Origin of the sequence: Catenovulum adriaticum, assembly GCF_026725475.1 — a bacterium.
Classification (GTDB): domain Bacteria; phylum Pseudomonadota; class Gammaproteobacteria; order Enterobacterales; family Alteromonadaceae; genus Catenovulum; species Catenovulum adriaticum.
In genome coordinates, this window is record NZ_CP109965.1 from 2,038,105 (window position 1) to 2,053,140 (window position 15,036).

The 15,036-nt window shown below is 39.1% G+C and carries 15 protein-coding genes; 1 reads left to right on the forward strand and 14 read right to left on the reverse strand.

Annotated elements, in window-relative coordinates:
* Positions 1–233: 233 nt before the first annotated feature.
* From OLW01_RS08885 to OLW01_RS08895, 3 genes are all read right to left on the reverse strand, one after another.
* Complete coding sequence (locus OLW01_RS08885) at positions 234–1,475, reverse strand: MFS transporter (RefSeq protein ID WP_268073498.1); 1,242 nt, start codon at positions 1,473–1,475, stop codon at positions 234–236.
* 86 nt (positions 1,476–1,561) lie between these two features.
* On the reverse strand, positions 1,562–2,617 hold the full coding sequence (locus tag OLW01_RS08890) for a sugar phosphate isomerase/epimerase family protein (protein ID WP_268073499.1): 1,056 nt from the start codon (positions 2,615–2,617) through the stop codon (positions 1,562–1,564).
* A gap of 42 nt (positions 2,618–2,659) precedes the next feature.
* Positions 2,660–3,820 carry a Gfo/Idh/MocA family protein gene (locus OLW01_RS08895; RefSeq protein WP_268073500.1) on the reverse strand — a complete coding sequence of 387 codons (1,161 nt, stop codon included), beginning with the start codon at positions 3,818–3,820 and terminating at the stop codon, positions 2,660–2,662.
* A 157-nt stretch (positions 3,821–3,977) separates the two neighbouring features.
* On the opposite strand from OLW01_RS08895, the gene OLW01_RS08900 reads away from it, so the two are divergent.
* On the forward strand, positions 3,978–4,742 hold the full coding sequence (locus OLW01_RS08900; RefSeq protein WP_268073501.1) for an AraC family transcriptional regulator: 765 nt from the start codon (positions 3,978–3,980) through the stop codon (positions 4,740–4,742).
* Here OLW01_RS08900 and mdoH read toward each other — a convergent pair whose 3' ends face one another.
* The 11 genes from mdoH to fliL form a co-directional block, all read right to left on the reverse strand.
* A complete protein-coding gene (mdoH, locus tag OLW01_RS08905) occupies positions 4,743–6,686 on the reverse strand; it encodes a glucans biosynthesis glucosyltransferase MdoH (RefSeq protein ID WP_268073502.1) in 1,944 nt (647 codons plus the stop codon).
* The gene (locus OLW01_RS08910; RefSeq protein ID WP_428980156.1) at positions 6,655–8,280 is read right to left on the reverse strand and encodes an OpgD/OpgG family glucan biosynthesis protein; all 1,626 of its coding nucleotides are present in this window, start codon (positions 8,278–8,280) and stop codon (positions 6,655–6,657) included. The genes mdoH and OLW01_RS08910 overlap by 32 nt, the downstream gene beginning before the upstream one ends.
* A gap of 390 nt (positions 8,281–8,670) precedes the next feature.
* On the reverse strand, positions 8,671–9,243 hold the full coding sequence (locus OLW01_RS08915) for an outer membrane beta-barrel protein (RefSeq protein WP_268073504.1): 573 nt from the start codon (positions 9,241–9,243) through the stop codon (positions 8,671–8,673).
* A 258-nt stretch (positions 9,244–9,501) separates the two neighbouring features.
* Positions 9,502–10,635 carry a flagellar biosynthesis protein FlhB gene (gene flhB / locus OLW01_RS08920; RefSeq protein ID WP_268073506.1) on the reverse strand — a complete coding sequence of 378 codons (1,134 nt, stop codon included), beginning with the start codon at positions 10,633–10,635 and terminating at the stop codon, positions 9,502–9,504.
* A 9-nt stretch (positions 10,636–10,644) separates the two neighbouring features.
* Positions 10,645–11,415 (reverse strand): flagellar biosynthetic protein FliR, encoded by a 771-nt coding sequence (gene fliR / locus OLW01_RS08925; RefSeq protein WP_268073508.1) that lies wholly within the window; start codon positions 11,413–11,415, stop codon positions 10,645–10,647.
* Positions 11,416–11,685, reverse strand: coding sequence for a flagellar biosynthesis protein FliQ (gene fliQ / locus OLW01_RS08930; protein ID WP_268073510.1), 270 nt, complete (start codon positions 11,683–11,685; stop codon positions 11,416–11,418). It abuts the gene before it with no gap.
* A 38-nt stretch (positions 11,686–11,723) separates the two neighbouring features.
* Positions 11,724–12,476 carry a flagellar type III secretion system pore protein FliP gene (gene fliP / locus OLW01_RS08935; protein WP_268073512.1) on the reverse strand — a complete coding sequence of 251 codons (753 nt, stop codon included), beginning with the start codon at positions 12,474–12,476 and terminating at the stop codon, positions 11,724–11,726.
* Between the two features lie 9 nt (positions 12,477–12,485).
* Positions 12,486–12,884, reverse strand: coding sequence for a flagellar biosynthetic protein FliO (fliO, locus tag OLW01_RS08940; protein ID WP_268073514.1), 399 nt, complete (start codon positions 12,882–12,884; stop codon positions 12,486–12,488).
* Positions 12,884–13,297, reverse strand: a complete 414-nt coding sequence (fliN, locus tag OLW01_RS08945) for a flagellar motor switch protein FliN (protein WP_268073516.1) — start codon at positions 13,295–13,297, stop codon at positions 12,884–12,886. Before fliN ends, fliO begins: the two co-directional genes overlap by 1 nt.
* Before the next feature lie 78 nt (positions 13,298–13,375).
* On the reverse strand, positions 13,376–14,449 hold the full coding sequence (gene fliM / locus OLW01_RS08950) for a flagellar motor switch protein FliM (RefSeq protein ID WP_268073517.1): 1,074 nt from the start codon (positions 14,447–14,449) through the stop codon (positions 13,376–13,378).
* Between the two features lie 13 nt (positions 14,450–14,462).
* Positions 14,463–14,996, reverse strand: a complete 534-nt coding sequence (gene fliL, locus OLW01_RS08955; RefSeq protein WP_268073518.1) for a flagellar basal body-associated protein FliL — start codon at positions 14,994–14,996, stop codon at positions 14,463–14,465.
* Positions 14,997–15,036: the final 40 nt, after the last annotated feature.

The window sequence follows — 15,036 nt, forward strand, 5'->3', positions numbered from 1 at the left end:
AGGTTAAATAATCCAATTAGCTAAAATACACCTTTAGCCGAACTGAGATTAAGATAAAAACACAGTCAATCAATCATTGTAAAGTGAACGAGAGCAAACGAATACACGCAGATAAGCTAAATCAAGATATGAAGTTATAGAAAGAAAATAAATATAAATGGATAGATAGAAATAAAAAAGACAAGTTAAAATCTAACTTGTCTTTTTTATTAAAGTTTTATTATTTAAAGTTTTTAAACAGATTCAGCGGCGTTGCTCGTCTGATTATCTTTATTACGTGTGCCACGTGTCATAAAGTATAAACCCGTAAAACAAACAATTAATACTAATGGGAAATACACTAAATGGCCTAAGGTTACTTGGCCTGCTACCACTTCCGCTTCAGCGCCCGTTAAACCAGTTTTTTCCGCAGCTTGTCGACCTGCATCAATCCAATTACCAATAACAGGATTCCACATACTCACCGAAAACATACCGGCGCCGCCCATTAATGACATACCCAAAGCGCCTGTTTTAGGTGTATATTCGCTAATAAAGCCTATCATTGTTGGCCAGAAATAAGTCACACCTAATGCAAATACAATCGCAGCTAAATAGATTAAACCGCCATTGGCAATGCTTAATAAATAAATACCAAAAGTGGCTACAACAGAAGACATTAACAATACACCAACTGGGTTAAGTCTGTGTACTAAAGGACCCGCGAAATAACGACCAACGGCCATTACACCAGTGGTCATAGCTAAAATAAGCATTGGGTTAGCGTCGGTTGAGCCTAAGATTCGGTCAATCCACTGCTGCGGACCAAACTCTGTAATGGCGGTTAATGTCATACAGAACATCATAAAAATAAATAAAGGTGAAATTAAAGCTTTAATATTCGCAGAAGTTGAAGTTTCTACTTCGTCGTCTTTCGGGAATGCTTGGCCGAACATGAGCCAACCATAAATAATTGTTGGTAAAATCATGATTGCAATTTGAGCATGCCAGCTCAGATCTAATCCTGTCATAAAGTTAGACGTTATCGCACCTATCACAATACCACCTGGGAACCAAACGTGAAAACGGTTCAACATTGCGGTTTTATTATTTTTGTAAATTTCGGCGATCAGTGGGTTTGCACCCGCTTCTACTGAACCATTTGCAAAACCAACAAAGAAGCTAGACAGTAATAATAAAATAAAGCCATCTGCCATTATCGTTAAAACCAAACCAATTAAATGGCAGAAAAACGCTAAAAACATAAGTTTTTTCGCGCCAATCAAATTATATAATAAACCGCCAAACATCATAGCGACCGGAAAGCCTAAAAAGGCCATCGCATTGATCCAGCCTAGCTGAGTGTCGCTTAAGTTAAATTCATCACTTAATTGCCCCAAAATACCCGCACGTATAGCAAATGTCATGGCGGTTACAATTAACGCCACACAGCATGCCAGAAATATTCTTGATTGATTAATATTAGTATTATTCATTTTATGGTCTCTTTGTTAGTCTCGGAGTCTATCTCTAACTAGTTAGCAAGCATCAACTAAATGAGCTTAACTGATGCTTTATTCTTTTAATTTAAGCCCAACACTTTTTTATTAAAATCTTCATCAATGCCTGACGCTGCAAAATCATCAAACGCTTTTTCAGTCACATTAATGATGTGTTTAGCGATAAATGGAGCACCTTCTGCAGCACCCGTTTCTGGGTGTTTAAGACAACATTCCCACTCTAAGACAGCCCAACCATCAAAGTCGTACTTAGCCATACGACTAAAAATACCACTAAAATCAATTTGACCATCGCCTAATGATCGGAACCGGCCCGGGCGATCCACCCAGCCTTGGTAACCACCATACATACCAGATCGGCCGTTTGGCACAAACTCGGCATCTTTAACATGGAACGCCTTAATACGCTCATGATAAATATCGATAAAATCTAAATAATCAAGCTGCTGTAAAATAAAATGGCTTGGATCATACAAAATGTTTGCGCGTGGATGGTTATCAACTGCTTCTAAGAAACGCTCAAACGTAATCCCATCGTGTAAATCTTCACCTGGATGTAGCTCATAACATACATCACAATCAGCTTCATCAAACGCATTCAAAATGGGTAACCAACGTCGAGCCAACTCTGCAAAACCGGTTTCGACTAAACCAGCCGGACGTTGTGGCCATGGATAAACGGTATGCCATAATAAAGCGCCTGAAAAAGTAGCATGCCCTTTTAAGCCTAAGTTTTTACTCGCTTTAGCGGCAAACATCATTTGCTCAATCGCCCATTCAGTTCTAGCTTCAGGATTGCCGTGATATTCAGCTGGTGCGAACCCATCAAATAAATCGTTATAAGCAGAGTGACAAGCCACTAATTGACCTTGCAAATGGGTTGATAACTCAGTGATTTCTAGACCGTGTTCGGCAACGGTATCTTGAATTTTTTTACAATAATCTAAATCGGTAGCCGCTTTTTCTAAATCAAATAAACGCTTATCCCAAGTTGGAATTTGCACCCCTTTATAACCTAAACTCGCAACCCATTCGCAAATATTAGGTAACGTATTAAATGGCGCTTCGTCACCTGCAAATTGCGCTAAAAATATTGCTGGGCCTTTTAATGTTTTCATCTATTAAATCCTCCTATCTGGCTTAAATTAAGCCTGTGTCACTTAATCAGCTAAAAGTTGTTCTAATTCAAACCATTTCGAGTCTGATGCGCTGCTATCAACAAATGATTGAACCAATGCCATACCCCGAACACCATCTTCAATTGAAGGATAATCATAGGCTTGTGGGTCAATGGTTTTACCATCGGCAAAATCTCTTACAGCTGTCGAAAAGTTCAGATAAATATTCGCAAAAGCTTCTAAATAGCCTTCCGGATGACCGGCCGGAGTTCGTGTACCTCGATTTGCTTTAACACCATCCACTAAACCCGTTCTTAATGTCTGCATTGGACCAGTAAGTGGTTTAACTTGTAAGCTGTTAGGCTCGTGTTGGTGCCATTCTAAACCTGCTTTTTCACCGTAAATACGAATGGTTAAGTTATTTTCTTCGCCTGCTGAAATTTGGCTTGCTTGTAATGTACCTTTCGCGCCATCTTGCATTTTGAGTAATACGATACCGTCATCATCTAAACGACGGCCTTCAACAAAAGTAGATAACTCTGCACAAACATGTGTAATTTTTTTACCACTAATGTACTCAGCAAGATGTGCGGCATGGCTACCAATATCACCCATACAACCAGAAATACCAGAACGAGAGGGATCAGTTCGCCAACTAGCTTGCTTATTATCTTCAGTTTCTGGCTCAGATAACCAACCTTGGATATATTCAACCATTACTTTTCTAACTTGACCAATTTCTCCATTAGCTATCATCTCTTGAGCATGTTTGGCCATTGGGTAGCCTGAGTAGGTGTGAGTCAACCCATACAATAACCCTGTCTCTTTCACAATTTTTTTCAGCTTTTTAACTTCGGCTAAATTTAAAGTCGCAGGTTTGTCTGATAAGACGTGAAAGCCAGCTTCAAGAGCTGCTTTAGCAACCGGGAAATGCATATGGTTTGGTGTTACAATGGCAACAAACTGCATTCTTTGGTCTTGCGGTAACTGAGCTTCTTTTTCAAACATGGTTTGAAAGTCTGGATAAACCCGATCTTCTGGCAAATATAAAGCTTTTCCGGATGCAAGTGATTTTTCAGCACTACTGGCAAATGCGCCACAAACTAATTCAATTTGGCTATCAATACTCGCCGCTATTCGGTGAACAGCACCAATAAACGCTCCATGGCCGCCACCGACCATTCCCATTCTAATTTTACTCATTTAGACTCCAGCCCTATTTACTTGTACTTTATGAAGCTAGTATCAGTTGATCTATCAAAAAATTCTGTAATAATTCAGTCGATTCCTATAATAAAATCGGCATATGTAACTCAAAAAGCAATAATAAGTTACGTTTATTAACATAAGGCATAACAATATGGTAAACAACTCTGATGTGTTTGCTTTTTACACTCAAAATTCTCTAGATAAACCTAGCCAGCTATTTGAAACCTTAAGTGACAGTTTTTATTTTGCGAAAAATCTAAACGGTCGGTTTGTGTATGCCAATCAACTATTTTTAGATCATTTTAAATTTGATGGGCTTAAATCTCTGATCGGCAAAACAGATTTAGACATACTGCCACGAAGTATAGGCGAAAAAATTCAGCAAGATGATCAACACATAATGAAAACAGGTCAAGCTATTGCCAATATAGTTGAGTTAATTCCCGGTAATTCAAGCAAAATGCGCTGGCATGTCACCACTAAATCGCCTTTATTAAATCGAGCGGGAGAAACGGTTGGGATAGAAGGTATCACACGTGATTTATCACTGGCTGACAAACAATTAGAACCTTACAGCCAGTTTAAAAACACGGTTGGCTTTATCCAACAAAATTTTAGCGAAAGTATTGATATAAGCAAATTAGCGAGTCAATTGCATATGTCAATTAGTACATTTGAAAGACAATTTAAAGCTAGATTTGCCTGCTCACCAAGCCAATTTATTAAAAAGACACGAATTGCCGCTGCTTGTAAGTTACTAAGGGAAGGACAAAATATTAGTTTAACCGCGACGCAATGCGGTTTTTGTGACCAAAGCTACTTTACCAAAGAGTTTAAAACATTAATGGGACTTACACCTAAACAATTTCAAAAAAGTTTAGCCGCAAGTACCCATAAAATTGATTTTATTAAATAATTAGGCTTTTACCGTACGAGCCTTAGCTGTTGATGAAAAGCTTTGTATTGGCATCTGAGCTTTTTGCTCTGCCGGGAGCTCAGGCAACGGATAATCGACCAGAAACGACGTCGGTACGCTATCTAAATGCTGATTTAACTCAAGCAAAACGGCATCAGTTTGACTTTCACTTGGGCAAATAAAGAGCCCCATTTTTTTTGCCAACAGCCCTAATGTTAAACTGCTAGAGTATCTCACGATAGGGGCCGCTAATACCAAGCCAAACAATACGGGTGTCATCCAATAGAAAAACACGGGGGTGTAGTAATAAGTTACAGCACCCCATATTAGCGCGACACTGGTGGCGAAAAAGGTGTAAGAAAACGCCTCTTTCCATTTAACCATACGCCCTTCTCGGGATTGAGGATCCCAGCTCACTTTACGCCCGATAAACACACATACAACAAAATAGGCATGAAAAACCATCATCATAGGTGCAATAATAATCGCAAATATAGTTTCAATAATTGAGCCAAACAAGAGTTTAAAAAAGCCACCAAATTCAGCTCTTCTATGAATAAGCCCAATAATTATCCCCATAACTTTAGGCAATAACAGTAATCCAGCAGTTAAGTACAACAACGAGTATATCAACTCTGTTTTCGCAATTTTCCAAGTAGGAAACATTTGATAAGCACTTTCAAAAAAGATATTACTATCCATTGCCCGCCCTACCGCATCAAATGTACTCAGCGCAAGCATAGACAACCACACTAACGATGAAATATAAGCAACGGCCCCCAACAAAAAGTGCAGCTTATTAATCATTTTAATGCCAGATGAGTTTAATAAACCTAAGTGTTGGATATTACCTTGCACCCAGCGTCTGTCTCTTATGGCATAGTCAAGTATGTTGCTAGGTACTTCTTCATAACTGCCTTCTAAATCCGCCAGTAGTAATACATCCCAGCCCGAGCGGCGCAGTAAAGCAGCCTCAACAAAGTCATGACTTAAAATTTCTCCCGAAAAAGGCCCTTTACCATCGAGTTCTGGTAAACCACACTGCTCGATAAACGCCTTAACTCGAATAATAGCGTTATGTCCCCAATAATTGGCACCATTGGTTTGCCAAAATGCTAAGCCAGTCGCTAACATTGGGCTATATAAAACTGCAGCAAATTGCAAAAATCGACCAAAAAACGTATGCTGCCTAACCGGAATAGGAACCGTTTGAATTAATCCGGCTTGAGGATTATGGTGCATAGCCGACACAAGCTTCAGCATGCACTCACCTGTCATGATACTATCGGCGTCCAGTACAATCATGTGATCGTACTGACTACCCCAACGTTCACAAAAATCCGCTAAGTTACCAACTTTTCGTGATTTATTGTTAGTTCGTCGTCGATAATAGACATTTTTTGACAAATCGCCTAAACGCTCGCACATTTCGCCCCATGCATTGGCTTCAGCTTTCGCAATATCCGCATTCTGACTATCACTTAATAGATAAAAATCAAAATGCGCCATATTGTTTTGCTTTGCAAGCGAACGTAATGTCGTTTCAAAACCTGCTATTACCCGTCCCGTATCTTCGTTATATATGGGCATAATAACGGCAGTTTTTTGTTTACTAAGCTCATTTGAGTCTAATAACTGAATTTCTTTTTGAGGTTTTAGTGTTAAAGGGTCAAGCTTAAAAAGCTGTAAAACAAAGCCTATCGCCCCACTCCAGAAAGCAGTCACTATCCAAGTAAAGGTAATTGAAAATAAAACAAGCAACGAAAACTCTAATATACTGGTGCCGTTTGAACGTAAAATATCAAACATAATCCAGATACCTAACGCTGCAGTCGCGACAACTAACAAACCAAAGAATAACTTACGAAATCCTTTTAATGGAATTGATTTATTTTCACTGTGTTGCGTCATTTTATAACTCGACGTCATTGGCATACCAAACATAATTCCATACCTCGCTTAATTGTTGTTCCCTCAACGTTAATGCTAATCGCATATCGATTGCTTGGTTATCTTCTGGCATTACTTTAAATGCAACACGCCAGCCTTGATCGTCAGGCAATCGAATCACAGTAATATCTGTTGCTTTTCCGCTTGAAAGTGACAAATCCGCTTGCAGTGGTAAATCTCCAGATAAATTGCTCAATGCACCGCCTTTATAATCAACAATAATTTGGCGCTTCGATTTTGGCGGCGGGTTATCTTCACCCGGCAAAGCGCCCCATCCAATGCGGGTACGTACTACTTGAGCTTTATCATGCTCTGGCAAACCTGAATCGAAAGTTTTTAAATAATAATTAAATTCACGAGTTTGACCCGCTTTAAAAGGCTTTTCTGGCACCCAGTAACTCACAATATTATCATTGGTTTCGGTATCCGTTGGAATTTCAACTAACTCAACGCGGCCCTCACCCCAATCACCAATCGGCTCTACCCACAAACTTGGACGTTTACCATAATGAGCTTCAGCATCTAAGTAATGCGTAAACTCTCTATCTCTTTGTAATAAGCCAAACCCTTTAGGTGAGGTATATTGGAATGAATTAACTCTTAAATTAACTGGGTTTGTCAATGCTCTCCAAGTCCACTGCCCCTCTTTTGAACGAACTAATAGACCATCTGAATCATGAATTTCAGGTCGAAAATCGTCAATAAATCGATTGGTATTTTCGCCGTGGTGAAACATACTGGTTAATGGCGCTACACCTAATTTGTTAATGTCTTGACGTGCAAATAACTTTGCGTTTACTTTAACTTGCGTCGAAATACCTGGCTGTAGTTCAAATCGATACGCGCCACTAACAGATGGGCTATCTAATAATGCGTACACAACCAAATGAGTTTGTTCCGCAGTAGGCTTCACTAGCCAAAACTCTCTAAAAACAGGAAACTCTTCCCCTTTGGGCTCTGCTGTGTCAATTGCTAAACCCCTAGCTGATAAACCATAAACTTGATTCGGGCCGACAACTCGAAAATAAGAGGCGCCTTGAAACACGGCAATTTCATCCTTGTATTCATTGGTATTCAATGGATAGTGAATTCTAAAACCGGCATGACCTAGCTTAGTTTCGCCAATTGCTTGCTCAATAACAGGTTGTAGTGATTCTGCACTTGCATCATAGGAGTAATGCGCAGGATCAAACGGCAACATGCTAACATCACCATCAGGCGTTACAGTATGAATTTTAACTGGCTGTTGATATAAAAAACCGGGGTGAAATAACTGCAACTCAAACAATCCGCTGTTGTGCCAAATAGCTGATTCAGAGCGATATCGTATTGCTCTATATGCTTGATAATCAATATTATTAAGTGCATCAATCTGGATTTTTTCAGGCTCTACATAAGTGTTTTCGGCTAGTTTTTTTGCTCTAGCCGTGACAACGTCGAATAAAATATTTTGAGGCGTTTTAGCACTAAATTCATTGGTGGCTGCCTGAGTGCCACTCACTAAAACACTATTTAAAATCGCGGCTACTGCAATTAATTTGTAATCTATTTTAAAGTGGTGGGTAATATTATGGGTAAATTGAAACACGTTAGCCTCCATGACTTTCATTTTTTTAATTTGAATTCGGGTTAATTAAAAATGAGTTCCTTGATTTGATTTGCAGTTACATTCATGTTCAAGCCAGCAAACTCAATCAATGTTAAACGCCTACTTCCATCGTAATTCCGGCAAATAAAACACTTTCACTTTTAACTGTTTGACCTTTTAATATCTAACCCTAAATAGGTTTACAAAGCCAGTAGCCTGCTCGACTCTTTTACCAAGCTGTTAACTATGTAGCAATTTCTAACCTTAGCAAAAATAAAACCGAACCATCGTGCCTGTGTTTGTGGTTAATTCATTAAAAATAATTATAAAAAACGAGTTTAAACAGCGCCTTAAACAATTTTGCTTAAGAGCACTGTTTATTTTAAGCGATTAAAAAGTGTATTGAAGTGCAATACCTGCATGATCAACTTCAGTATCAAAGTCATCAACTTCAGCTAAAATGCCAATTTCATCACGTTCAAACTCTAAATCGTAACGAGTGTACTCTAAACGGACATCCCAGCTATTCGATAAAGCGAATGAGGCACCAACCCCATAAAAGAAATCTTCGCCATCTAAATCTTGGTTATCGTCGGTTGCGCTTAAATCAGACTCCCACCACAGTTGACCCCCACGAGCATATAAAGTGACTTTATCATGCACTGGAATCCCTGCTTTTAAAGCCAAGGTATAGCCATCCACTGCAGAGCTAAAAACATCATTTCCATAGCTACCAAAATCTATATATCCAGCTTCCGCTGATAAAATTTGATTAAATTGAACCCCTGCATAGGCATTAACCGCATCATCTTCTTCATCAAAATCTTCGTTACCATCTACTTTTAATAAACCATACCCGGCCCCCACATAAAGACCTTGGTGGTCAGTTGTATCGGCATGAGCTAAACCTGAAGTAACTAATAAAGACGTTGCTGCTAAAGTGATTAATGATTGCTTGTTCATCTAATACCTCCATTATTTAAGTCTCTTTAAATTCTATGCTGCATGTCACCAAAACTGGGGATAACAACTAGAACACAAACGGTGATACAAACAACGTGCCAAAATAAAAAATACTTTAAAAATCATAAGAAAACACTTCGAAAGTGCCAGCGATAGGGTTAAAAAAATAACAAACATTGTAAAAAGGAACCAAGCAAATGAAATATTTACGCTCAAGATAAGAATTGCAAACTCGGTTTTTCTCAATGGCAGATAAGGTTAATATTTCATCTCTGGTGGAATGGGTAATTTGCTCGGGCTAAACTGCTTAGGACGCTTTTTCACTTTTCCTTTTTTATAATCTTTTAGGGCAAATACATACGCTAATACTTGCGCAACAGCCGCGAATAATTTTTCAGGAATTTCTTCTTCAAATTCAGTGGTATGATAAATTGCACGAGCCAGCATAGGAGCGGTTAAAATAGGTACGTCGTGCGCATCTGCTATTTTTCTAATGTGTAGCGCCATCTCATCTGCGCCCTTAGCAACTAATTTAGGCGCCCCTGAGCCTAAAGGATCATATTTTAGGGCGACAGCAAAATGTGTTGGGTTAGTAACAACGACATCTGCCTTGGGTACTTCTTGCATCATACGGCGCTGAAAAGCCTGAAACATAGCTTTACGGATACGCCCTTTTACAATGGGATCACCTTCTGAATTTTTATGTTCATCTTTCACTTCTTGCTTGGTCATTTTTAACTGTTCATTATGCTGATGTAATTGATATGGCACATCAATTAACGTAATTAAAATAAGTGAACAGCTTAAAATTAAAAATACCCAAATGAGAATCTCTAACGCTTTAAACAAACCTTCTGGCATTGCTTCTACATTGATATGTAACAATTCGTCGTAAAATAAATTAACGCAAATATAGGCAGTGGTAATAATAACTGCCACCTTAGCAACAGATTTAACTAACTCAACCAGCCCTTGAATGCCAAAAATTCGTTTAAACCCTTTAATCGGATTCATTTTACTCAATTTAGGACGCATTGCTTGTGTTGAAAAGTTATAACCACCCAAAGCTATATTGCCAATAACAGCAAAAACAACCAAAACTAGAATCAATGCAAATGCAGGCCAAGCCACTTCAGCAAGCAAGGTTTTCATTTGAATAAACATGCGAGACATGTCAAAAGCGTCTTCACGCTCAAGTTCAAAGCCTTTTTTAAAAACGCCAAAAAGCGCAGTCCCCAAATAGTGGCCGTAAAGTAAAAAACCAATGCCGCCACCTACTAACACCATCATAGTACCTAATTCGCGTGAACGCGCAACTTGGCCTTTTTTACGAGCGTCTTCTTCCTTTTTTGCGGTGGGGTCTTCGGTTTTACCTTCGTCTTCTGCAGCCATATGTCTCCTTTAGCACCCTAAAATATCGCACATTAAATAAGCTGCATCTTGCCAAATCGTATCAAAATGCAACATAAAGACGGACAGACTAATCCAAACCACAATTAACCCGGTAATCTGCGTGACCGGAAAACCAATTGAAAAAATATTTAACTGGGGTGCAGCTCGAGTCATGATACCAAACGTAAAATTAACCATTAACATTGCGGTTATTGGCGTTAACGCTAGTGTCATGGTTGCTAAAAATAGCCATTTTCCCCACTCAACCACTTTATAAATTTGCTCTGTTGCTAGCCAAGTTCCCACTGGCATAGCTTCAAAACTTAAAGCTATCATTTTGATCATCGTTAAATGGCCATCAACAGCCCAAAAAATTAACGTGGCTAAAATAACGTAAAACTGGCCAATCGCTGCGGTATTAATACCATTAACAGGGTCAACTAAAGTTGCAAAGCCTAAACCTGTTTGCACAGCAATCGTTTGACCAGCCATCACAAAGGTGTTTAAAAATATTTGAGAGATAAACCCAATCGCAACGCCAATTAAAATTTGTTGAACAACTAGCAAAAAGCCAGCGAGCGAAAATAATTCAGTGAAACCAGGAGATGGAATGGTAGGTGCAATTAAAAATGCAATCATCAAAGCTAATAGAGCTTTTACTTTTTTTGAAACCGACTTACCACTAAAGCCGATCATGGTAACCAAAAGTGCAGATATCCGAACAAAAGGCAGTAATAAATCTGCCAAATATTGCATGATTAAATCAGTTGAAAACGTCATTTAGCCAACCACTTGCTGTACCCGCATAAACATACCTATGGTGTACTCCATTAAATGGTTAATCCCCCAATGCCCGCCATAAACAATCGCTGCTAAGGTCACAATTAAGCGCGGTAAAAAACTCAAGGTTTGTTCATTAATTGAAGTCGCAGCCTGAAAAATAGCGACAATTAAGCCAACAATCATACTGGGTACAATCACTAAACAAACAAGCAAAATCACCATAAACATGGCTTCTTGCAAAATATCAACAAATATTTCTGGTTGCATAGTGGTGTCTCCTTATTTGGCTGGTTCGACAACTTTAGTTAAGTGCCAACCCCAAAGCTGGTTGCCAAAGTACCCATGGTTAAATTCCAGCCATCGACTAATACAAATAACATTAGCTTAAAAGGTAACGAGACCATCATGGGTGATAACATCATCATACCCATCGCCATCAATACTGACGCGACCACTAAATCCAAAATCAAAAACGGAATAAATAACATAAAGCCAATTTGAAAAGCGGTTTTAAGTTCGCTCGTTACAAATGCTGGTATTAAAATTCGCATTGGCACATCTTCAGGGCCGTCTAAAGTTTCATACCCAGCGATTTCTGCGAATGTCGCTATGTCTTTGACTCGCGTTTGATGCAGCATAAACGCTCTCATTGGCTCCTGTGCTATCGAAAACGCTTCTTTAGCTGTAATCGATTCTTCAATATAAGGTTGTAGTGCTTCATCATTAATTTGCTCTAACACTGGGCTCATAATAAAAAACGTTAAAAATAAAGCAATCCCAACTAATACCTGATTCGGCGGCGACGACTGTAAACCAATTGCCTGCCGTAAAATCCCTAATACTATGATAATACGAGTAAATGACGTCATCATAATCACAATCGCTGGCAAAAAACTCAGCATTGTCATTAACGCCAGAACTTGCAGGCTAATTAAATAATCTTGTCCACCATCAGCATTGTCCGACACGGTCAGTGCAGGGATACCCGGTTCTGCGAATACAGCAGAACTGAAAGCCAAGCCAAGAAGTAATAACAGATAAGTGCTGAGTCGCTTCATATATGAGTCTTATTGTTGTTTATTTTTCTGTTGCATCAACTTACCAAAAGTTTGCTTAAAATCTTGCGCCGGCATTTCAATTGGTTCATCAAGCGATTGAATTAAATTTATATTATGAGCTGTCACCCCAATCACCAATTGTTGCTTTCCCACCTCAATCAACATTATTTTTTCACGGCCCGATAAAGGTAAGACAGAGAGCACTTTCATGCCTGATGATTTCATCTGCATAAAATTGGTTTTTTTGGCAAGCCCAGCTAACACATAAATAAGTGCAAGCATAACAACTAAACCAATTAGCAAAGTTGGTATGCTCGACATTAAATCAGGCGTTTGTCCCAAGGCTTGAGTCGATATGCCAGATAAACTGAATAAAAAAAATTTTAAATGAGAAATGAGTTTAGTCATTATTTTAATTTTTTGATGCGTTCAATTTGGCTAATCACATCAGTTAACCGAATACCAAACTTATCGTTTACCACAACCACTTCGCCATGAGCTATCAAGGTGCCATTAACTAACACATCTAAAGGCTCACCTGCTACCCTGTCTAACTCAACCACTGAGCCTTGATTTAGTTGTAATAAATTTCGAATACTAATTTTACTGCGACCCACTTCCATTGAAATCGTCACCGGGATGTCTAAAATGGTATCCAGTTTTCGTTTTTCTTCTGCGCTAATCGGGGCGCCTTCTTCTGATAGTTCTTCAAGTTCGGCTAGCTGAGCTTCACTTTTTTCACCTTGCGCTTGTTCAGCTTCAGCCTCTGATTCAGCTTGCTCTGCCATTGCTGCAGCCCAATCATCCATTTCTTCACTCATACGATTACTCTCTATTTTGATCTTAGGGTCTGTTGACGTTTGATAATTCAAGCGATATCTAACAATGAAAGTTTACTTTTAATCAAAGTCTTCCAATTCTCTTAACTCAGCTTCCGCGTCAATTCGGCGCCCACCCCGAGTTACCATCTGTAATTCTGATTTAACAGATTGTGGTCGTTTAATTTTTTCAGTTACTTTAACCGCAATATTGTCTTGAGAACGGCCCATTTTTGCACGATAAGTTGGTAAATCTTCTACAAATACCGTTAAAGTTTCTGGCATTTCAACCGGAATCACATCACCTGGCTGTAACTCCATAATATCTTCAAGTGACAATTCAAAGTCGAGCAATTTAGCTGCAATATCAACTTTGACATCTAAGATTTCATCTCTTAACGCTTTGCTCCAGCGTAAATCTGTATCCTCTTTATCACTTTGCACACCTGCATCTAACAACTCTCGAATAGGTTCAAGCATAGAATACGGCAAACAAATATGAAAATCGCCACCACCACCATCTAATTCAATATGAAAAGAACTTATCACAACAACTTCTGTTGGGCTTACAATGTTAGCCATAGCTGGATTCACTTCAGAGTCTAAATACTCAAAAGAAACGTCCATCACTGGTGCCCAAGCTTCTTTATAATCTTCAAACACTAATTTAAGCAGCATTTGAATAATTCGACGCTCAGTGGGTGTAAATTCACGACCTTCTATTTTTGCATGATAGCGACCATCGCCCCCAAAAAAGTTGTCTACCAAGATAAAAACTAATCTTGCTTCCATGGTAATTAGACCAGTGCCTTTCAGCGGTCTAAATCGCACCATATTTAAACTCGTCGGGACAAATAAGGTATGCACATATTCGCCAAACTTAATCATTTGCACGCCATTAATGGATACTTCGGCTGTGCGACGCATCATATTGAATAGGCTTATGCGCATATGTCTGGCGAATCGTTCGTTAACAATCTCAAGCGTGGGCATTCGCCCACGAACAATTCTATCTTGAGATGAAAAGTCATATTCTGATGCGCTCGAACCTGAACCACCAGAGCCGCCAGCATCATCGTCTATGTCTTCTTCTTCAACATCATCAACACCATGAAGTAGCGCATCAATTTCGTCTTGAGATAATAAATCACTCATTTACTCATGTTACCTATTGCATCACAAAACCAGTAAATAGCACTTTTTCAATCACGGTGCGCCCTGCAATACTTTGCATTTCGTCTTGTACGGCTTTTAATGAATCACTTTTTAAGGCACTTTTTCCTGCAGTTGTACCCAGCTGATCAGCACTTGCACCACTAAATATACGTAATAAAGTGCCTTCAATTAACGGAATATGTTTTTTTGCTGTTTCTTCATTTTGAGCGCCTCTAACAAGCAGCTGTACTTTAATTTGAACTAAGCGATCTCTTTGTGTACCGGGCACATTAAAAACAAACGGACGCGGCATGGCGACATATAAAGCGGAACCTAATTCTACCGAACCGTTGCCCCCATCAGGTTGGCTAGTTTCGTCTAAACTGGGTTGAGCTGTTTCAGGTGCAGAACTGCTATCATCGCTCATTAGAAAAAAGTAACCCGCGCCAGCTAATGCAAGCACCACAACAATACCTATGATAATAAATAATTTACCTTTACCTGCGGATTTTTCTTCTACTTCTAACTCTTCTGGTTCAGCCGCCATAGTAAACTCCCACTCTTTTTATTTTATGCTATATAAACGA

Coding starts and splice junctions, on each gene's coding strand:
- OLW01_RS08885 (WP_268073498.1), bottom strand. CDS start 1,475: ATGAATAATACTAATATTAATCAATCAAGAATATTTCTGGCATGCTGT.
- OLW01_RS08890 (WP_268073499.1), bottom strand. CDS start 2,617: ATGAAAACATTAAAAGGCCCAGCAATATTTTTAGCGCAATTTGCAGGT.
- OLW01_RS08895 (WP_268073500.1), bottom strand. CDS start 3,820: ATGAGTAAAATTAGAATGGGAATGGTCGGTGGCGGCCATGGAGCGTTT.
- OLW01_RS08900 (WP_268073501.1), top strand. CDS start 3,978: ATGGTAAACAACTCTGATGTGTTTGCTTTTTACACTCAAAATTCTCTA.
- mdoH (WP_268073502.1), bottom strand. CDS start 6,686: ATGTTTGGTATGCCAATGACGTCGAGTTATAAAATGACGCAACACAGT.
- OLW01_RS08915 (WP_268073504.1), bottom strand. CDS start 9,243: ATGAACAAGCAATCATTAATCACTTTAGCAGCAACGTCTTTATTAGTT.
- flhB (WP_268073506.1), bottom strand. CDS start 10,635: ATGGCTGCAGAAGACGAAGGTAAAACCGAAGACCCCACCGCAAAAAAG.
- fliR (WP_268073508.1), bottom strand. CDS start 11,415: ATGACGTTTTCAACTGATTTAATCATGCAATATTTGGCAGATTTATTA.
- fliQ (WP_268073510.1), bottom strand. CDS start 11,685: ATGCAACCAGAAATATTTGTTGATATTTTGCAAGAAGCCATGTTTATG.
- fliP (WP_268073512.1), bottom strand. CDS start 12,476: ATGAAGCGACTCAGCACTTATCTGTTATTACTTCTTGGCTTGGCTTTC.
- fliO (WP_268073514.1), bottom strand. CDS start 12,884: ATGACTAAACTCATTTCTCATTTAAAATTTTTTTTATTCAGTTTATCT.
- fliN (WP_268073516.1), bottom strand. CDS start 13,297: ATGAGTGAAGAAATGGATGATTGGGCTGCAGCAATGGCAGAGCAAGCT.
- fliM (WP_268073517.1), bottom strand. CDS start 14,449: ATGAGTGATTTATTATCTCAAGACGAAATTGATGCGCTACTTCATGGT.
- fliL (WP_268073518.1), bottom strand. CDS start 14,996: ATGGCGGCTGAACCAGAAGAGTTAGAAGTAGAAGAAAAATCCGCAGGT.